The organism is Winogradskyella sp. (assembly GCF_013042245.1).
GTDB lineage: Bacteria > Bacteroidota > Bacteroidia > Flavobacteriales > Flavobacteriaceae > Winogradskyella.
Genome location: NZ_JABDQL010000116.1, coordinates 15,953 through 34,804, shown reverse-complemented (window position 1 = coordinate 34,804; position 18,852 = coordinate 15,953). Strand labels below are relative to the sequence as shown.

Genomic DNA, 18,852 nt, shown 5'->3' with positions numbered 1-18,852 from the left:
TTGAAAGGTGTTAGAATAAGGGGCTAATAATACTATATTAAATCTAATACCTATTACAGCAGCTTCTTGCCAATTGGCGGTAATATTTGAGAAATTAAAACTCTCACAACTTGGGCCTTCCTCAGCTATACAATCACCTTCAATATTTAACATATAGCCTTCTTCACACTCAGCTATACACGAACCTAATCCATCTGGAATTTGTCCTTCTAAACATTCCTCCTGTTCAATTTCACAAAACCCTTCTTCATTAATTGTATAATCCTCACCACAATCCTCTTCGGGTGTTACACACTCTCCATATGAATTTAGTATTTGACCATTACTACACTCTGGGTTATTTGGCGCACTACCACCACCTCCGCCACCACTACCAGGAGCAGGAGTAATTTCATAATAATCATCTTCAGAACCTTCTGTAACAACACTTGTAAATAAATCCCCTAACTCTGGTCTTGGTTTTGCCTCTATAACAACTTCTTCAAGTTGACACATATCACACTCCCAAGGACAATCGCAAGATATACTCCGTGAGGAAGAAGATTGTTGGCTATTATTTTGGTTTAAAACATATTTTGACACAATTAGTCCGTCATCTACTTTAAATCTATTTATAAAATTACCTTCTAAATCCGTTATTAAGACCTCTCCAAAAAAATTATCAGTAGAATAATCATTAAACGAATACATACTGTAAACAATACCTTCTATTTCCCCAGCTATATTTAACAATAAAACTCGGCTGTAAGCTTCTTGGTCATTAAGCACTGCGGGTAAAATAGTTATAAGCTCACTCGTATTTGTAATACCAAAATTTGAAATGTAATTGTCGTAAATAGTTACATAAGGCACACTTGTGCTTCGGGATTGGCTTTGATTTTGTCCAAGATTGTCTAAAAAATCTAAAGCTTCTGCGTCTGTAACTGTTTGGATATTGATATTTGACTCAACGAGGTTGTCTCCCTCATTAGAGCATTGGTAACTAAGGAAAGCGGTAAGCACTAAAAGTAATAGTACTTTAAATTTCTGATTTTTTAACATGGATTGTTAGATTTTAATAATTAATATAAAATCAACAATGGATTAATTATAAGGGAGTTGTAATCAATAGCAATGTAAAAGTAAACTTTTATTTCATTATAAAAAATAAAAGCCTAAAAAAATTATTAGGCTTTTAAATTATTAGATTTAACTTCGCTGAACCTAAAGGTTTCTCGACTTTAGTTTATACTGAGCATAGTCGAAGTACTCGAAATGACAGTAAAGCTTTGATTGTACTTTATTCCTCTTCTTCAGAAGTCGAAACAGCATTCTTTGCAAAATGCGCTTCTAATTCTTTTAATGTTGTTGGGTTGGTTTCTAAATCTTTAACCACTTCGCCTTTTTCTAACACCACAATACGCTCACAAACATCAGTCACGTGCATTAAATCGTGACTAGATACTAAAACGGTTACACCTCGCTTCTCAGCCAAATCTTTTAAGATTTGTTTTAAACGAATTTGCGTGGTTGGATCTAAGTTAGCAAACGGCTCATCTAAAATAATCACTTCAGGATTACCAATAAGCGCAGCGACAATACCTGCTTTTTTCTGGTTACCTTTGCTAAGGTCACGTAAGTACTTTTTCTTCCCTATAATTTCACCATTAAAGAAATCTTCGAACTGTGCAGTTAACTTATCTACATCCGCTTTGTTTTGGCCGCGTAAATCACCAATAAAATAGAAATATTCTTCTGGTGTTAAATAACCAATTAAAAACGTCTCATCTATAAAGGCCGATGTAAAAGGCTTCCAATCTTCGCTTTGGCTAACCACGACATCATTATTTGTAATCGTCCCAGTAGAAGGGTTTATTAAATCTAAAAGCAAGCTAAAATAGGTCGTTTTACCAGCACCGTTATTTCCTACTAAGCCAAAACTTTGTCCTTTAGGGATTTGTAAATCATCTATTTTAAGAACGGTTGCCGTGTTGTATGTTTTTGAAATGTTTTTAGTTTCTATCATGGTATGATTAATTCTTTTGTTTGTATGCGGCTATGGTTTTGTACTTTTCGGTTTTATAGACTTTTTCTATAATATTAAATACTTTGTCTTTAAATAAAAATCCAAGTATTCCTGTTATAACTACCAGAATGTAACCTAAAGCTTCGCCATGTGCAAAATGACCTATCGCGTAAATTACCATTGGCAATACTAATTTTGGTAAGGTTAGTAAAAGGGTTTTGACGTTAAACGATTTTTTGTCGCCAAAAGCTTTTTTACTTGATGATAAATCTATTGGTGTTTTTATATAGGCGCCACCCCAAAGTACTAAATGCGAGTTAACACCAATATTATAAATAGCACCTGCAACAACTGCTGCATAGGCTTGCCAACCAAAATATAAATAGAATACTGCCAAAATTGTAGATATCACAGTGGCAATAACCATCAAATACCACTTAGATTCTAAATAGGATTTGTAAGTGATATTTTGACTCATTAATAACTGATAATACGCGCTATCCCAACTTGGTACAAACTGACCAAAACTGAACAGAAAACCTCCTGAGACAAAAATCCCAGCAAATATGCGCCAAAAAGGACCGTCATAAGCCTTAACCGAACCAGTAAAAAACAATAGTCCATAGAAAATAAATAACACACTCATAATTACTGTTGTTTTTGAACGCTTGTTTCTTTTGATGAGTTTTATATCGTTTTTTAGAAATGTGGACACTTTACCAAACCTATCTAACCACGCCATGTTTTCGGTTTCGCCAACCTCAACTTTTTTCGATAAACCAGCATCTAAATAAAAATCATTTCTAAAATGTTTAAATGCAGTTTTGTATAGCAAAAAGGCTATTGCGATTGGGATAATTGCGAAATATGGTTGGTCATAAACAGATAAAAATAAGACTTTGGTATATTCAGTAATATCAAAAATATTGTAATACAATAAACCACCTAAGACGATTAAAATTGCTATTACCGAATAAAATACGCTGTCTTTATCATTAACAAAAATATTGATGAAGTTGTTTGAAAACACCAATGCCATAATGGTTAAATGCCAACCCATTACGTTTAAGAACGAATGACCTTCAATTAATAAAACCACCGAAAAAGGAATCCAAATAAATGCGTGCCAGTAATTGAAAAACGACAATAGGGTTTTATTAATCCCGAAGTTGACAACCGTATTCTTCTTTATTGGTAAGTGTAACAAAGGTTTTATGTTTACAATTGGCATTTTTTGAAGAAAATAACGCATCGCCAAATCCATAATTAAGTAAAAAACAAGGATTTTATTAATTACACTTAATGGTTCCTGATTAAGATATTTTTCAATCAGATAATAAGCACCAACACCAATGCCTAATGCATATAGAAGCATAAAAAATGCTCCGATAGCCATTATTATTTTTAGAATAAGATTTGTTTTAAATGATGCTGAACGGATAAAAGATTTCCACTCTAAATTTAAAAAATGTTTTATCATAGTTGGTTAAATTGTCTGTTGTTGTTAGTACAAGATTAATCTTATTTGTTACACAAGTTAGGCAAATTTATAGTCGGGGTGTTGTAATGCTATTGTTTTTCTGAGTTTTGGAGAAACAATCCATATCGCAACATACAAGGCTAACGAAAATAAAACGATTCCTATGGAAAATACCAGACTAAATGTATGACTCCAAATAGTGCTATAATTAAAAAAAGAAACTTGTAATCCTATATTTAAAAAATGAACCATTCCTCCCAGTTGCAATGAAATATTATCGAACAGCCATTTTTTATTGGTCTGCTGTTTTATAGCTTTAATTCTACGAGATTGTTTGTAAACAGCCCAAATCGGAACAAAAAGAACTAAAATGGCTGTAGGAATAAGAATCCAATACCTATTGTTTAAACCTATTAAAACCTGATAATAACTCCAAATTAAAAATAAGGTGCCTATAATTTTTGGAAGTTTAAAAAACTCTTTAAAATAGCGCCAAACCAACAAACGGTAATGCTTATTAAGTGCTTTGGTTTTCTCTTCAATAACATCACTAAAACCGCAAATACCAAATTTTTTAAATTCGAATTCTAGAGCTTCATTAAACGTAAGTTTAGGATTGTTCTTCCATTGATTTTCTATACCATTAGCCAAATGGTCTACGAGTTCGGTTTGTACATCGTAATACTCTACAAAGTGTTTTTGTGTAAAGGTGTAAAGTTGTTGTATTTGAGAGTCTGTTAGTTTCATTACAATGCATTTTTAATAATTAGCACTTTTTTTAAAGCATATCTATATAGCCTATATCCAGCTAAAACAACTAAAACATAAATACTTAAAATAATTGGTAACCAATCCGGTAGTTGCGATTTTGGTAGTAGTTGAAGTGGCGTACTTATCATTATTATTCCAAATGAAAAATAAAACAAACCATAATCTATATTAACAGACCTACCTAATTTTTTTCTCCAAGTATTTATTGATTCATATAACATAACTATTATTGGTATAATCAACACAACAAATGAAACTGTCTTTAAAGCCTTAGGAAACGAAGTCGCTATCCAACTCAACCCAAGATAAAGTAATACAAAAAAAATAAGATATACAGGATGCTTTAAAATTGAAAGAATTTCTTTAGCATGTTTCACTCTGTAAATCTTATTTGTAGATTTCCAACTTTTAATATTTACATCTTTGAGATTTCCTTCCCAATTAGCATTTTTGAGACTATTCTTAAAAAGGGTTTCAAAATCAGTTGAATTATCTACAGACTCAATATCAGAAACCAAATGGTCAATCATTTCTAAACGTATATCCCAATATTTGATTCCATTTCTCTTAAGATAATTGTCTATAAATTGTATTTCGTCTTTGGTGAGTTTCATTATAAAATAGCTTGATATTTTGTTTTACAATCTCTAAATACAGTAATACTCACTCTTGAAAGTGATAATACAAAATTGAAAATTAAACCTATCATTACACTCATTAATATCGTGTGTGGTTTTTCATCTAAAAGATTACTGTTAGAAATATTTATAAAGTTTAGTAATTGCACTAAAAAGATTAGAAAAAAGTTAATACGCTCTGCGCTTGAAAATCGTTCGTACTTATAAAATTTAAGTACAGAACCATAAACTATTGCAGGTGTAATTATTAGGATTAGCGTGATTATAAAAGCTATATTTTTTGAGTAACTATAGTCAATATTTTGAAAAAAATAATAGCACAAATACGATATCAAAATCGTTAAAAATAGATGTAGTGGCGAAACAAATAGTTTTAAAATAGCATTTGATAATTTTTGAGTCGCTGTTTTTAAAAACTGCTTGTTATTTTCTAGAAGTTTACGCTTATTTTCAACCATGTAATCTTTAAAAATATAATAGAAATCACGGTCATCTCCTTTATTCATTTTAGCCTCAATTGACTCTGCAACATGGTCGACCATTTCCATTCTAATATCTATGTGTTCAATTTTTGAGCTCAGATAGTTATCTATGAACTGTATGTCATCTTGAGTAAGTGTCATTTAAGCCAACTTAGGATTTACAAGTGCTTGCATGGTTTTGATATACTCTGCCAATTCTTCGAGTTTACTGACCGTTTCTTTCGTTCCTGTTTCGGTAAGTTTGTAATACTTACGTAAACGGTTGTCGACTTTTGCGACCTCAACATCTAATAAGCCTTCAGCTTCAAGCTTATGTAAAGCAGGATATAAGGCACCTTCGGTAATTTTAAGCTCGCCTTTAGTTAATACCTTTACTTTTTGGGTAATCTCGTAACCGTACATTTTATCATGCTCGTTTAAAAGCTTCAAAATAATTGTGGTTAAACTGCCTTTATATAGTTTAGAATTACTCATGTCACAAATATACACATAAATTTCTTATGCATAAGAAATTTATGTGTGTGATTAACATTTGTTAACTTTTTTTCAATGTAGCGTCACTATTTTTTATATTTTTAAGAATTAATTAATCAAACCTTAATACAATGTTGAAAAAAATTACTTATTTTTTATGCTTTTTGTTTAGTACAATTAGTATTGCACAAGAAGTGACAGGAACTGTTACAGATGATACTGGTATACCCTTACCTGGCGTGTCCGTTATTATCAAAAACACAAGTACTGGATCAAGCACAGACATTAATGGTAAGTATACCATTAGCGCTTCTACTGGAGATGTTTTAGTGTTTTCTTACATTGGTTTTGACAGCCAAGAGATTACAGTTACAGGCAACACGTTGGATGTGCAAATGGCTTCTGGGGTATCCTTAGATGAAATAATGATTGTAGGGTCAAGAAACCCTAACCGTACAGCAACAGAAACAGCTACACCTGTAGATGTTATTAATGTGAGAGAACTTATTACCAATAGCCCACAAGTAAACCTAAACCAAATTCTTAACTATGTGGCGCCTTCTTTTACATCTAATACACAAACTATTTCTGATGGTACAGATCATATTGATCCCGCATCATTAAGAGGTTTAGGACCAGATCAAGTATTAGTGCTTATTAATGGCAAAAGAAGGCATACATCTTCTTTAATAAATGTAAACGGAACATTTGGTAGAGGTAGTGTTGGTACTGACCTTAACGCTATTCCGTCTGCTGCCATAAAACGTGTCGAAGTATTACGTGACGGTGCAGCTGCCCAATATGGTTCTGATGCTATTGCTGGTGTTATAAATATTGTTCTCAATACTTCTGTTAATGAACTTAATGTAAATGTTACTACTGGTGCTAACTTTAGTGAAAATGCAAATGAGCAAACTGGAGGTGTCGATGGTGCTACTACTAATATTAGTGCTAACTATGGTATACCTATTGGAGAACGTGGTGGTTTTATTAACTTTACTGGAGATTTTGACTATAGAGATGATTATAGCAGAATGAAGGAATGGGAAGGCGATATCTTTAATAGATACAATACAGTTGAGAGGTTTGCCACTCAAAATAACGTAGACTTATCATTATTAGAAAGTGTAACTGACCCCAGTGCACAAATAGGAACGAGTGGGTTTTCTATGATAGATTTAATAAATCAAGCAGGTTTTACAGCTACTGATACCAGTTTATCAGGTATTAGAACCTTATTGTCTGAAGATAATACAACTGCAGAACTAGCTGCTAGAAACCAAGTTAGAAGTGATTACAACATGCGTGTTGGTCAATCACGTTTACGAGGTGGTCGTTTCTTTACAAACTTTTCATTACCATTAGATGATAATGGTACAGAATTATACTCTTTTGCAGGTTTAAGTTCTCGTAATGGTAATTCTGCTGGTTTTTACAGATTACCAAACCAGAGCAGAACTTATACACCAGCATATATCAATGGCTTTTTACCAGAAATAAATTCTAAAATTACAGATAAATCGGCTGCAGTTGGTATACGAGGTAAATTGGCTGAAAACTGGAATGCAGATTTAAGTTTTACTCATGGACAAAATGCATTTAATTATACCATTGGAAATACTTTTAATGCTTCATTAGAAAATGGTTCGCCTACAACATTTGATGCCGGAGGTTTTAACTTCAAACAAAATACCGTGAATTTAGATTTAAGTCGTTTTTATGAAAACACGTTTGATGGTCTAAACATCGCTTTTGGTGCAGAGTACCGTTTAGAGAATTATGAAATTATTTCTGGCGAAGAAGAGTCTTATTCTCAATATACTTCTTCTGGCGAAGTTATTAATTTAGCATCGCAAACTGCATCTACAGATTTCTTTGGAAACTCTAGACCTGGAGGCTCTCAAGTCTTTCCTGGTTTTAGTCCTGATAACGAATTGTCTAGAGGAAGAAGTAGTGTAGCTGCCTACTTTGATGCAGAAGCAGATATTACTAAAAAATTCTTGTTAAGTTTTGCAACGCGTTTTGAAGATTATTCAGATTTTGGATCTACATTAAATTTTAAACTAGCTACGCGTGTAAAAGCCTCTGATAATGTAAACTTAAGAGCCGCATTAAATACTGGGTTTAGAGCACCATCATTGCACCAATTAAATTTCAATTCTACATCTACTATATTTGATGATAATGGCGACCCACAAGAAGTAGGTACTTTTGCTAATGATAGTAGAGCTGCACAATTATTAGGCATTCCTCAATTAAAAGAAGAGACTTCAAAAAGTGTAAGTGTAGGTTTTACAGCAAAACTACCAGATGCAAACTTGACATTTACCGTTGATGGTTATTGGGTTGGTATTGATGATCGTGTAGTTTATACGGGACAATTTAGTGGTCCAGGAACTGGTACAGAATTAGATAATTTATTAGCACAAGCCAACGCCTCTAGAGCATCATTCTTTGCAAATGCAATTGATACAGAGTCAAAAGGAATAGATGTAGTAGTATCTCATAAAGCTAACCTAACGGATAATTTACGCTTAAACTCTGATTTAGCGGCTACCTTTTCTCAAACGCGTCAAGTTGGTGATATAAAAGCCTCAGATGTTTTAACTAATGCTGGTTTAGTAGATACCTATTTCCCAGAAGACAGCCGTGTATATTTAGAGGAAGCTGTACCAAGAACAAAATTGGTTTTAAGCAATGTGTTAAATCATCAAAAATTTAATGTTTTTCTTAGAAATGTTTATTTTGGTGAGGTTACTGAAGCTAATAATGTTATTGAAAGACAACAAGTATTTGGTACAAAAATAGTAACTGATTTGTCGTTTGGTTATAATTTATCAGACAATACTACAGTGACTATTGGTGCAAATAATTTACTAGATGTATATCCAGATAGAGCTGATGCAGCTTTTGGAAACCGAAGCGGTGGTCGTTTTGACTGGTCTCGTAGAGCGCAACAATTTGGTATTGGTGGGCGTTTCTTATTTGCAAGGTTAAGTTTTAAACTTAAATAAAAGCATTTTACTTTTTTTATAAATAAAAGCGGTTGATACATTTTCTGTATCAACCGCTTTTGATTTTTATACTTTTTCATTTAACCTAAAAAATGCAATAGAATATCTATTACATCTTGAAACTGTTTCATTACAACGTTCTATTGCATAATCTAGGTTAAATACATCATAGTTTCCTTATTTTTGCCAAAAAAATATAATGGCACAATTCCACAACCTAATTATAAAGTCTATTAATCGCGTAACCGATAAGTCTGTTGCAATAACTTTTGACATCCCAGAAAACTTAAAAAACAATTTCAGTTTCAAAGCGGGTCAGTACATTACGCTTAAAACTGAAATTAGTGGCGAAGATATTCGTCGTGATTATTCGATTTGTTCATCAGTTAGCAGCGGAGATTTAACTGTAGCGGTAAAAGCTGTGGCAGACGGAACGTTCTCAGTTTATGCCAATGAAAACCTCAGAGCTGGTGATACTTTAGAAGTTGCCGAACCTAATGGACGTTTTGTATTTGAGGCTAACAAGGCTAAAACAAGAACCATTGCGGCTTTTGCTGCAGGTAGCGGAATTACACCAATATTAAGCATTGCAAAAACACTTTTAGAAGACGAACCGTTTAGCAATTTTATATTAGTTTATGGAAACAAACGTTTAAACGACGCTATGTTTGCTAACGATATTCTTAGGCTAAAAGCAAAATTTGGGAATCGCTTCCATGCGCATTTTATCTATAGCCAAGCACAAGAAGAAGATGCCCTTTTTGGGCGTATTGAAAAAAGTACTGTTAACCTCATCGTTAAAAACAAATATAAAGGTGTTACTGTAGACAGCTTCTATCTTTGCGGACCAGAAGCAATGATACATACTGTTAAAGATGTATTGATTGAGAACAACATTAAGGAAAAGAAAATTTATTTCGAATTATTTACGGCACCGACCGAAACCACGTCTAATTCTGCTGAAATCGGAAATGGAAAATCACATCTTAAAGTTATTGTCGATGATGAGGAATTTGAAATAGAAATGTCTCAAGACGTTTCTATTTTAGATGCCGCACTTAAAGAGGATATCGACGCACCATACTCCTGCCAAGGCGGAATTTGTAGTAGTTGTATAGCACGTATTATAGAAGGCGAAGCAACTATGCGACAAAACAATATTTTAACGGATAACGAGGTGGCTGAAGGATTAATCTTAACTTGCCAAGCGCATCCTACAACAGCTAAAGTTGTTGTAGATTATGATGATGTGTAATCTATTCTTTAAATTTTCAGGATTTTGTATATTTAAAGATATAGTCTTTAAATAACAATCCCATGAGTATAACAACTCCAGAGCACGACAAACGTATTGCAGATCTCACCTTTGCTTCTGTTTATCCGCATTATATCAATAAAGTCGAAAGGAAAGGAAGAACGATACAGGAACTCCATCAAGTTATTGAATGGCTAACTGGCTTTAAGGAAAAAGATCTTGAAAAACTAATTGCTGAAAAAGTTACTTTTGCTGAGTTTTTTGAAAACGCAAACCTCAACTCTAATGCACATTTAATTAAAGGGGTCATCTGTGGTTACCGCATAGAAGATATTACCACGTCGTTAACAAAAAAAGCGCGTTATTTAGACAAAGTTGTTGATGAGCTAGCCAAAGGAAGAGCTATTGATAAGATTATGCGTCAACCTAAGGATTAATTAATTTAGAATGCTCTTTATTTTGTTAATAATAGTCTCTGTTGAAACACTTCCTGCTGCATCCTCATAACCTACAGGTTGTTTGTTTCCATAAATAGATGTAGGAATTTCAGGGTATTGTTTTCTATCTGCTAACAAAGCAAAATCTTCAGGTTGGTTATATGGTGCAAAACCTGCAAACGGATGTGTAACACCCCAAATAGTTATGACTTTAATCCCCAGCATTGCCGCCATATGTGCATTCCCAGAGTCCATTGATAGCATAACATTTAAGTTAGAAATCAAATCTAATTCTTCTTCTAAACTCAATTTTCCCGCAACAGATTTTGTGTTATCATAGGAGTTTTCTAGATGATTGAGTTGTTCTATCTCTTGTTTTCCTCCACCAAAAAGGATGATGTTATATTGTCCTGAAAGACTTTCTATTACCTGTTTCATTTTATCCAATGGATACATTTTTCCTTCAAAAGCAGCAAAAGGTGCAACACCAACAATTGGTAACTCTACATTAGTAACAAAGTGTTTTAATTTCTGATTTAACTCAACTTTTTTTGGAAACTTAGGATTCGATAAATTAATCGAAAAACCCAATTGTTCAAAAACATCTGCATAACGCTGATGTGTCGTTTTAAGCTGTTCAAAAAAATGCCCGGAAACCAATGCTTTTTTTTCTGCTCGCCCTTTATCTATTTGTTTAAAATTTCCGCCAATGAAGAGCTTTAGAATTTTTGTTCGCAGTACATTGTGGATATCAGCAGCGGCAGTGAAATTTAAAGCTTTTAATTCTTTTGATAATTTATAAAGACCTAAAATCCCTTTGTGTTTTCCTTTTAAATCTACCTGGTAAACCGAAACATTTTTTATATCTCGAAAGAATGGCTTGAAGAATTCTCGAGTAACCACCGTAACTTTTAAATCTTGAAATTGTTCGGTCAATGCTCTAATAACTGGTACAGACATAGCCACATCTCCCATGGCCGAGAAACGAAAAACGAGTATGTGCTTAGGTTTGTTTGACACAATCTAGAGTCTATGTAATGTTAAATGCAGTTAAAATAAAAGTGAGATACTTGGACTCCGAAAATATTAGGAATATTCCGCGAATGACAAATATCTATTTTTGCCCTCTTAAAACAGGGTTAAGCTCATCATCATTGTACATTTTCATTTGCTTATAGACCTTCATATATTTATCTCCGTTAGCAATATCTTTGAGCAAATCATCTAAAGCTGTACTTAAATCTACGCGTTGTTCTCGTAAAATATCTAGCTTTTTTTGGCAAGCTGCTTTATGGCTATCACTAGCATCATCACGTACAGTTTCTAAATGCATATGGTAAATTTTTAAAGCCAAAATAGACAAACGGTCAATGACCCATGCAGGACTTTCTGAATTTACTTTTGCATCATCTTTAACGCTAACGTGTTTGTATTTATCTAAAAAATAGCTGTCAATATATTCAACCGTGTCCGTTCGGTCTTGATTAGAAGCATCTATTTTTCGTTTTAATTTTAAAGCGGCTACTGGCTCAATATTTGGGTCTCTAATAATATCTTCATAAGCCCACTGTACCGTGTCTATCCAACATTTTCTGTATAAAAGATGTGCTATTAAATCTTCATCTTTATCAAATTTGTTTGTAAAAGGCTGGTCAACAGTATTTAATTTTTTATATGTTTTTATAACGTCTTGAAATATAGTATTTGCTTTTTCTGAAAACATTGTAATAGATTTTGTTCTGCAAATATAGCCTGAATTATTGACTTAAAGTCTGTAATAACGATATCAAAATCTAACCGAATACATTGAAAGCGCTTCAAGAATATTACAAAAATAAACTAGAGACAGGAATAAGCAATAGAAGAAAAATAAACACTTCTTTAAACCACTTTTCTTCGACAGTCTCAAGATAGTTAGCAATAATAACCGAAAAAGGAACTATAAAAAATATAAACTCACTACCGCTTTTTTTCGGCGCCAAAACAACTATAAGTATTGATAAAATTGCTGCTACTAAAACCAAAATATGTATAGGTTTTTGCTTTCTGTTTTTGTTTGAAATGGCTTTTAGATAAAAAACAATACTCCATAAAAAAGTAGAAATTACAAGTGTTAATCTCAAAATTTTCCATCTACTATTATAAGCTGAAAAATTGAAGTTATAGTCGAAATCAAAATTACTTTGCAGCACATAAACATCTTTTACAAGTATATTAAAAACTAGAAGTAAGATGAAAACAGTAATAACACCAAAGATTGATACGGCTATATACTTTACTTCGCTTTGCCAATAATTTGCTAATGCTACAACTACAAGAATCAAATATACCATTGACCAAGCATAAAATAGAGATGCTAGACTTATCCAGAATACAGCATCAAAAAACTTCTTTAACAATGATTTTTTAGTATGTAGACTAAACAAACGCCGCAACCCAAATAATACTAAGAGATTGGCTATTAAACTTTTACTATCATTGAATATTTCGGGAAAAACAATAATCATAATACCGAGTATCATTATACCATAACTATGCCTTTTGGTTAAATCATTTTTATAAATAATAAAGTCTGTGAGAAACACATAAAAAAGAGCAATAAGAAGTGGTAAAATCATTTTCAAAAATGAAAATTCTCCTGAATCAATCTGAAAATAACTATGAAATACAAACGTAATAACAACCAATAGGACAATTATTATGAAGTTTATAGGTTTTGATTTACTAAAAAAGCTTGTAATCATTTACAGATTTGTTATTTTTGCTTCGCTAATTTATTAAAGTTATGAAAGATTTCTTTTACGCGATACAAGATTTATTTGTAAACACACTTTTCGCACCATTGGATGCTTTAAGAGAACTAGAGCTGAGCAACTGGTTTGGTGCTAATATTATGTCATGGATTTTTATGGCAATTGGTTCGGTTGCATTTGTTTATTGGATGCTACAACTTAAAAAATACAACGATAATAACGAAGAAGATAAAAGCGTTTCGGCTCACTCTTATTTATAAGTCGAATCCAATATCTTTTCTATAATACATCTTATCAAAACATAGTTTATCTATGCTTTGGTAAGATTTTTTTATAGCTTCTTCGTAAGTTTGCCCAAAGGATGTTATAGCCATAACACGACCTCCAGATGTTACTGTTTTTCCATCTTCTAATCTTGCTCCTGCATGAAACGGAATTGAGTCAGTAACAGTATCTAAGCCATAAATTTCTTTTCCTTTTTCGTAAGCTTCAGGATAGCCGCCAGAGACTAACATGATTGTAGTTGCTGCTCTTTCATCGATTTTAAGAGTAATATCTTTAAGTGTTTGATTTCCCATCGCTTTGAAAATCTCTACCAAATCGGTTTTCAATCTTGGTAACACAACTTCTGTTTCCGGATCTCCCATTCGAACATTATATTCTATAACTTTTGGGTCGTCCCCAACTTTAATAAGTCCTATAAATACAAAACCTACATAGGGTAAGTTGTCTTTTTTTAGTCCTTCAATTGTTGGTTTAACAATTTGATTTTCAATTTTGTTTAAAAAGTCTTCTGTAGCAAAAGGAACTGGAGACACTGCTCCCATTCCTCCAGTATTTAAACCCGTATCACCTTCGCCAATACGTTTATAATCTTTGGCAGTTGGTAGAATTTTGTAATCTTTTCCATCGGTTAGCACAAAACAACTCAATTCTATACCATCCAAAAATTCCTCAATAACAACTTTGGCACTAGCGCTACCAAATTTAGAATCAACCAACATTTCTTTTAATTCTCTTTTAGCATCGTCTAAATCATTAAGAATTAAAACGCCTTTTCCTGCTGCTAAGCCATCGGCTTTTAACACATACGGTGCATTAAGCGTCTCTAGAAATTTATAACCATCTTCCAGGTTTTCAGGAGTAAAACTTTGATAAGCTGCTGTCGGAATGTTATGACGCATCATAAATTCTTTAGCAAATTCTTTACTACCTTCTAACTCTGCAGCAGCTTTTTGCGGACCAATGACTTTAATGTCTTTTAAAGCTTCATCATTAAGAAAAAAATCATGAATACCTTGAACTAATGGGTCTTCTGGGCCAACAATTATAAGCTTAATGTTGTTTTTTAGCACTTCGGCTTTAATAGCTTCAAAATCGGTTACAGCAATTGGTAAATTTGTTGCTATTTCTAATGTTCCTGAGTTTCCTGGTGCTACAAAAAGTGAATTGCAAAGTGGGCTTTGAGAAATTTTCCAAGCAAATGTATGTTCTCTTCCGCCTGAACCGAGTACTAAAATGTTCATGAGTTGTGTCTTGTTTGTACAAAAATAATTGCTTTTACGCTTAAAAAACAATTAATTTACGTAAACCTTATTCCTTTATTATATATACGCTAACTATCATAAGCTAAAAATAAATCTGATTTTCTGTATTTTCGAGCGAGGTCGAAGTACTCAATGTGACAGAATGAGTTTGAAATTTTAATAAGCACTCATTACGGACATTCAAAATTTCTGATTTCAATTCGGAATTCAAAACTAAAATTCAAAAAACAGCAATAAAACATTTTGATAGTTCTAAGCAGCTTGAAAAATTAAATATCATTATTTAGTAGGCGTTTTCGTCACCCTTTAAGATTGAAACTATCGTACGCCCTATGATGTCTAAGTCTAACAGAATAGACCAATTTTCGATATAGAAAATATCATACTTTACACGGTTAACAATATCTTCATCTGATTTTATTTCTCCTCTAAACCCTTTGACTTGCGCTAAACCTGTAATCCCTGGTTTTACATTGTGTCTAAAAATGAAGTTATAGGTGTCTATTTTTTTAGAATAGGCCTGAGTGTAAGCCAACATGTGCGGTCGTGGACCAACAACAGACATTTCACCCTTAAGGACATTGATAAACTGTGGTAACTCGTCAATACTCGTTTTGCGTAAAAAACGACCAATCTTAGTGACTCTGTCGTCTTTTTGTTTGACGTAAGTTTCCGCTTCTGATGAACTTATTTTTAGAGACCTAAACTTGTAACAATCAAATTCTTTATAATTAATCCCGTTTCGTTTGTGTTTGTAAAACAGAGGCCCTTTGGATTCTAACTTTATAAGAATAAACAAAATGACACTTACCCAAGACAATATAAACACAATTACAACTAAGGAAAACACAACGTCAAATATACGTTTTAAGACACGGTTAAACGGCTTGTTTAACGAAACTTGTTCTATTGACAATACTGGCTGATAATTATAGAAATCAGCCTTTAAACGCTTGTTTAGAAAGTTAGCAGTCTTAGGTATAAACTTTATGTTAAATTGATTTAGCTCCGAGTATTTTACAAAAGTATTTATTTCCTCCTCTAAAAGCTCATCCATGGCACAATATATCTCATCAAGCGTATCAGAATTTGAAATAAAATCTATAGCATCTTTGATATTACCTGTAAGCCCAGTAGAACCATCATTACCATAAACACCCAGTAAATTATAACCATACTTTTCTTTTTCCTTGAAAAAATCTTTTAATTCCATGGCGCTTTTAGTCTTTCCAACTATTAAAACACGTCTCTGATTTCCATTTAAAAATATTCTATAAGTCCGAAGCCCAAAAAATGTCAGATACTTAATTATTGCAATTACAGACATGCTATAAAGCAAGTATTTGATTATCGTTGATTTCTCAATTTCTATACTTCTGTAAAACCCAATAAATGCGAAAACAATAAGAAAAAAGAGAAAAAATTGCTTGAAGAGCAAGCTAAAAATATTTAAGGTCGTGGTATATCGATAGACATTGTAAAACTTTATAGAATATGCTGAGATTAACCATAACATACTAGAGTATATTACAAATACAGTAGCTTTACTTTTTATGAAGCCTATAGACCAATAAGGCAATTCAAAGGTTTTTATGTCAATAAAATAGGGGGCAAAAAAGATAATTACCGATAAATCAAAAACAATAAGAGCAGGCCTCAATAACCAAGAAAATCTGCCTCTTATGTATTTCATGATTAACGCTTATTATAACTTGAAAAGTCCTTGTGATCTTTTTTATAAAGTTCCTCTTTACTCAGACTTTTAAAATAGTTAAATGTAATTCTCATACCTTCTTCTTGAGAAACTTTTGGCTCCCAATTTAATAGTTTTTTTGCCAAACTAATATCGGGCTGTCTTTGTAGAGGATCATCTACGGGTAGTGGTTTAAAAACTATTTTTTGATTTGAGTTAGCCAGTTTAATAATTTCTTTAGAAAATTCTAAAATTGTAGTTTCGGATGGATTTCCAATATTAACAGGGAATACATAGTCAGAAAACAATAACTTATATATACCATCAATCTGGTCGTCGACGTAACAGAAAGATCGTGTTTGTGTACCGTCTCCAAAAACAGTTAAATCTTCTCCTCTTAAAACTTGACCCATAAATGCAGGGATTACACGACCATCATTTAGTCGCATTCTTGAGCCATATGTGTTAAATATCCTTACAATTCTTACTTCTAAACCGTGAAACCTATGATACGCCATGGTCATTGATTCTTGAAAACGCTTGGCTTCATCATAGACACCTCTTGGTCCTATTGTATTAACATTTCCAAAATAAGTTTCAGGTTGTGGATGAACCAAAGGATCTCCATACACTTCAGAAGTTGATGCTATTAATATTCTAGCGTCTTTCGCTTTTGCTAAACCTAATAAATTATGAGTCCCCAATGAACCGACTTTTAGAGTCTGAATTGGAATTTTAAGATAATCTATGGGGCTTGCTGGTGATGCAAAATGAAGTATATAGTCTAGATTTCCATCAATTTTAATAAACTCCGTTACATCATGTTCTATAAAGCTAAAATTTGGATGACTTGATAAATGACTAATGTTCTTTTTATCTCCTGTGATAAAATTATCCATTCCAATAACAGAAAATCCTTCAGCTATAAATTTATCACAAAGGTGAGAGCCTAAAAACCCTGCTGCACCCGTAATTAAAACACGTTTATCTTTATTCATTATCTACCGATAGAATAATATTTAAAGCCCTCGTTTATAACATCATCAACATCATAAAGATTTCTTCCATCGAAGATGACATTTCCGTTCATCAACGTTTTGAGTTTTTTAAAATCAGGTGTTCTAAAAATACTCCACTCTGTACAAATTAAAAGTGCATCAGCATCTTTAGTGGCATCGTACATATTGTCTACAAAACTAATTGAACTGCCTAATTTCCCTTTTACATTAAACATAGCTTCAGGATCAAAGGCTGTTATTTTGCATTTTTCTTTCAATAAAGCATCAATCATTTCTAAAGCTGGTGCTTCTCTAATATCATCTGTTTCAGGTTTAAAAGCTAATCCCCAAACTGCAATTTTTTTCCCTACTAAATCATTATTAAAATAGGATTTAATTTTAGGCATTAAAACTAGCTTTTGTTTAGCATTAACTTTAATAACGGCATCTAATATTTTAAAATCGTAATCAGAATTTTTTCCCGATTTATGCAGCGCTTTTACATCCTTTGGAAAACACGAGCCGCCATAACCTATACCGGGAAACAAAAAACGTTTCCCAATTCTAGAATCCGTACCCATTCCAATTCTAACTTTATCTACATCTGCACCAACTTTTTCACAGAAGTTAGCAATCTCATTCATAAATGTAATTTTTGTTGCTAAGAATGCATTAGCAGCATATTTAGTAAGTTCAGCAGATTTTTCGTCCATGACAATAATTGGGTTTCCAGAACGCACATACGGTTTATAAAGCCTTTGCATCTTTTCAGTGGCACGGTTACTACTAGAGCCTATAATTATACGCTCTGGTTTTAGAAAATCATCAACGGCAAAGCCTTCTCTTAGAAATTCTGGGTTAGAGACCACATCAAAATCTATATGGGTGTGTTTTAAAATGGCTGCTCTGACTTTTTCTGAAGTGCCTACGGGAACCGTACTTTTATCTACTATCACCTTATATTCTTTGATACGTTTTCCTATGTCTTCCGCTACGCCTAAGACATATTTTAAATCTGCTGAACCATCTTCATCTTCTGGTGTAGGTAATGCTAGAAATATAATTTCGCCATGGTCTAAGCCGTCTTGTAACTCTGTTGAAAAGCTAAGACGTTGTGCCTTTATATTACGCTCGAAAATAACATCTAAGTGAGGCTCATAAATAGGCACCTCCCCTTTTTTCATGCGCTCTATCTTGTTTTGATCTATATCAATGCAAAGTACGTTATTCCCTGTTTCTGCAAGGCATGTTCCTGTGACAAGGCCTACATATCCTGTTCCTACTACGGTTATATTCATTCTATGC

Annotated in this window: 18 protein-coding genes; 4 read left to right on the top strand and 14 right to left on the bottom strand. The window is 32.9% G+C overall.

The features are described from left to right. The 7 genes from HKP48_RS09150 to HKP48_RS09120 form a co-directional block, all read right to left on the bottom strand. Window positions 1-1,041: hypothetical protein (locus HKP48_RS09150; protein WP_296345079.1), on the bottom strand; the 1,041-nt coding region annotated here is incomplete at its 3' end. Between the two features lie 238 nt (window positions 1,042-1,279). Next, on the bottom strand, window positions 1,280-2,005 hold the full coding sequence (locus HKP48_RS09145; protein ID WP_296345077.1) for an ABC transporter ATP-binding protein: 726 nt from the start codon (window positions 2,003-2,005) through the stop codon (window positions 1,280-1,282). A gap of 7 nt (window positions 2,006-2,012) precedes the next feature. Further along, window positions 2,013-3,485: a DUF5687 family protein gene (locus tag HKP48_RS09140; RefSeq protein ID WP_296345075.1), complete on the bottom strand. Its 1,473-nt coding sequence runs from the start codon at window positions 3,483-3,485 to the stop codon at window positions 2,013-2,015. Between the two features lie 57 nt (window positions 3,486-3,542). Next, on the bottom strand, window positions 3,543-4,232 hold the full coding sequence (locus tag HKP48_RS09135; protein ID WP_296345073.1) for a hypothetical protein: 690 nt from the start codon (window positions 4,230-4,232) through the stop codon (window positions 3,543-3,545). Continuing rightward, complete coding sequence (locus tag HKP48_RS09130) at window positions 4,232-4,870, bottom strand: hypothetical protein (protein WP_296345071.1); 639 nt, start codon at window positions 4,868-4,870, stop codon at window positions 4,232-4,234. Before HKP48_RS09130 ends, HKP48_RS09135 begins: the two co-directional genes overlap by 1 nt. Continuing rightward, complete coding sequence (locus HKP48_RS09125) at window positions 4,870-5,517, bottom strand: hypothetical protein (protein WP_296345070.1); 648 nt, start codon at window positions 5,515-5,517, stop codon at window positions 4,870-4,872. The genes HKP48_RS09130 and HKP48_RS09125 overlap by 1 nt, the downstream gene beginning before the upstream one ends. Further along, the gene (locus tag HKP48_RS09120) at window positions 5,518-5,850 is read right to left on the bottom strand and encodes a helix-turn-helix transcriptional regulator (RefSeq protein ID WP_296345068.1); all 333 of its coding nucleotides are present in this window, start codon (window positions 5,848-5,850) and stop codon (window positions 5,518-5,520) included. Window positions 5,851-5,981: 131 nt separating this feature from the next. Between HKP48_RS09120 and HKP48_RS09115 the strand changes: the two genes are divergently transcribed. The 3 genes from HKP48_RS09115 to HKP48_RS09105 all read left to right on the top strand — a co-directional run bounded on the left by HKP48_RS09115 (window position 5,982) and on the right by HKP48_RS09105 (window position 10,556). Further along, entirely contained in the window at window positions 5,982-8,864 is a 2,883-nt protein-coding gene (locus HKP48_RS09115; RefSeq protein ID WP_296345066.1) for a TonB-dependent receptor, read from the top strand. A 199-nt stretch (window positions 8,865-9,063) separates the two neighbouring features. Continuing rightward, entirely contained in the window at window positions 9,064-10,119 is a 1,056-nt protein-coding gene (locus HKP48_RS09110) for a ferredoxin--NADP reductase (protein WP_296345065.1), read from the top strand. A gap of 62 nt (window positions 10,120-10,181) precedes the next feature. After that, on the top strand, window positions 10,182-10,556 hold the full coding sequence (locus HKP48_RS09105) for a DUF2200 domain-containing protein (RefSeq protein WP_296345063.1): 375 nt from the start codon (window positions 10,182-10,184) through the stop codon (window positions 10,554-10,556). Here HKP48_RS09105 and HKP48_RS09100 read toward each other — a convergent pair whose 3' ends face one another. The 3 genes from HKP48_RS09100 to HKP48_RS09090 all read right to left on the bottom strand — a co-directional run bounded on the left by HKP48_RS09100 (window position 10,557) and on the right by HKP48_RS09090 (window position 13,300). Further along, entirely contained in the window at window positions 10,557-11,531 is a 975-nt protein-coding gene (locus HKP48_RS09100; RefSeq protein WP_296345084.1) for a glycosyltransferase family 9 protein, read from the bottom strand. Window positions 11,532-11,670: 139 nt separating this feature from the next. Continuing rightward, window positions 11,671-12,279, bottom strand: a complete 609-nt coding sequence (locus HKP48_RS09095; RefSeq protein ID WP_296345061.1) for a DUF4254 domain-containing protein — start codon at window positions 12,277-12,279, stop codon at window positions 11,671-11,673. A gap of 103 nt (window positions 12,280-12,382) precedes the next feature. Beyond that, window positions 12,383-13,300 (bottom strand): DUF6427 family protein, encoded by a 918-nt coding sequence (locus HKP48_RS09090; RefSeq protein ID WP_296345059.1) that lies wholly within the window; start codon window positions 13,298-13,300, stop codon window positions 12,383-12,385. Window positions 13,301-13,341: 41 nt separating this feature from the next. On the opposite strand from HKP48_RS09090, the gene HKP48_RS09085 reads away from it, so the two are divergent. Next, window positions 13,342-13,569 (top strand): uracil phosphoribosyltransferase, encoded by a 228-nt coding sequence (locus tag HKP48_RS09085; RefSeq protein ID WP_296345057.1) that lies wholly within the window; start codon window positions 13,342-13,344, stop codon window positions 13,567-13,569. Here the strand turns inward: HKP48_RS09085 and purD are convergent. The 4 genes from purD to HKP48_RS09065 form a co-directional block, all read right to left on the bottom strand. Continuing rightward, on the bottom strand, window positions 13,564-14,835 hold the full coding sequence (gene purD / locus HKP48_RS09080) for a phosphoribosylamine--glycine ligase (RefSeq protein WP_296345055.1): 1,272 nt from the start codon (window positions 14,833-14,835) through the stop codon (window positions 13,564-13,566). The genes HKP48_RS09085 and purD overlap by 6 nt on opposite strands. Before the next feature lie 304 nt (window positions 14,836-15,139). Next, the gene (locus HKP48_RS09075) at window positions 15,140-16,549 is read right to left on the bottom strand and encodes an exopolysaccharide biosynthesis polyprenyl glycosylphosphotransferase (RefSeq protein WP_296345053.1); all 1,410 of its coding nucleotides are present in this window, start codon (window positions 16,547-16,549) and stop codon (window positions 15,140-15,142) included. 2 nt (window positions 16,550-16,551) lie between these two features. After that, window positions 16,552-17,547 (bottom strand): UDP-glucuronic acid decarboxylase family protein, encoded by a 996-nt coding sequence (locus HKP48_RS09070; protein WP_296345050.1) that lies wholly within the window; start codon window positions 17,545-17,547, stop codon window positions 16,552-16,554. Beyond that, complete coding sequence (locus tag HKP48_RS09065; RefSeq protein ID WP_296345048.1) at window positions 17,547-18,845, bottom strand: UDP-glucose/GDP-mannose dehydrogenase family protein; 1,299 nt, start codon at window positions 18,843-18,845, stop codon at window positions 17,547-17,549. The genes HKP48_RS09070 and HKP48_RS09065 overlap by 1 nt, the downstream gene beginning before the upstream one ends. Window positions 18,846-18,852 lie beyond the last annotated feature (7 nt).

Excerpts from the sequence above, each read along its gene's own strand:
- HKP48_RS09145 (WP_296345077.1), bottom strand. The coding sequence starts at position 2,005 with ATGATAGAAACTAAAAACATTTCAAAAACATACAACACGGCAACCGTT.
- HKP48_RS09140 (WP_296345075.1), bottom strand. The coding sequence starts at position 3,485 with ATGATAAAACATTTTTTAAATTTAGAGTGGAAATCTTTTATCCGTTCA.
- HKP48_RS09135 (WP_296345073.1), bottom strand. The coding sequence starts at position 4,232 with ATGAAACTAACAGACTCTCAAATACAACAACTTTACACCTTTACACAA.
- HKP48_RS09130 (WP_296345071.1), bottom strand. The coding sequence starts at position 4,870 with ATGAAACTCACCAAAGACGAAATACAATTTATAGACAATTATCTTAAG.
- HKP48_RS09125 (WP_296345070.1), bottom strand. The coding sequence starts at position 5,517 with ATGACACTTACTCAAGATGACATACAGTTCATAGATAACTATCTGAGC.
- HKP48_RS09120 (WP_296345068.1), bottom strand. The coding sequence starts at position 5,850 with ATGAGTAATTCTAAACTATATAAAGGCAGTTTAACCACAATTATTTTG.
- HKP48_RS09115 (WP_296345066.1), top strand. The coding sequence starts at position 5,982 with ATGTTGAAAAAAATTACTTATTTTTTATGCTTTTTGTTTAGTACAATT.
- HKP48_RS09110 (WP_296345065.1), top strand. The coding sequence starts at position 9,064 with ATGGCACAATTCCACAACCTAATTATAAAGTCTATTAATCGCGTAACC.
- HKP48_RS09105 (WP_296345063.1), top strand. The coding sequence starts at position 10,182 with ATGAGTATAACAACTCCAGAGCACGACAAACGTATTGCAGATCTCACC.
- HKP48_RS09100 (WP_296345084.1), bottom strand. The coding sequence starts at position 11,531 with ATGGGAGATGTGGCTATGTCTGTACCAGTTATTAGAGCATTGACCGAA.
- HKP48_RS09095 (WP_296345061.1), bottom strand. The coding sequence starts at position 12,279 with ATGTTTTCAGAAAAAGCAAATACTATATTTCAAGACGTTATAAAAACA.
- HKP48_RS09090 (WP_296345059.1), bottom strand. The coding sequence starts at position 13,300 with ATGATTACAAGCTTTTTTAGTAAATCAAAACCTATAAACTTCATAATA.
- HKP48_RS09085 (WP_296345057.1), top strand. The coding sequence starts at position 13,342 with ATGAAAGATTTCTTTTACGCGATACAAGATTTATTTGTAAACACACTT.
- purD (WP_296345055.1), bottom strand. The coding sequence starts at position 14,835 with ATGAACATTTTAGTACTCGGTTCAGGCGGAAGAGAACATACATTTGCT.
- HKP48_RS09075 (WP_296345053.1), bottom strand. The coding sequence starts at position 16,549 with ATGAAATACATAAGAGGCAGATTTTCTTGGTTATTGAGGCCTGCTCTT.
- HKP48_RS09070 (WP_296345050.1), bottom strand. The coding sequence starts at position 17,547 with ATGAATAAAGATAAACGTGTTTTAATTACGGGTGCAGCAGGGTTTTTA.
- HKP48_RS09065 (WP_296345048.1), bottom strand. The coding sequence starts at position 18,845 with ATGAATATAACCGTAGTAGGAACAGGATATGTAGGCCTTGTCACAGGA.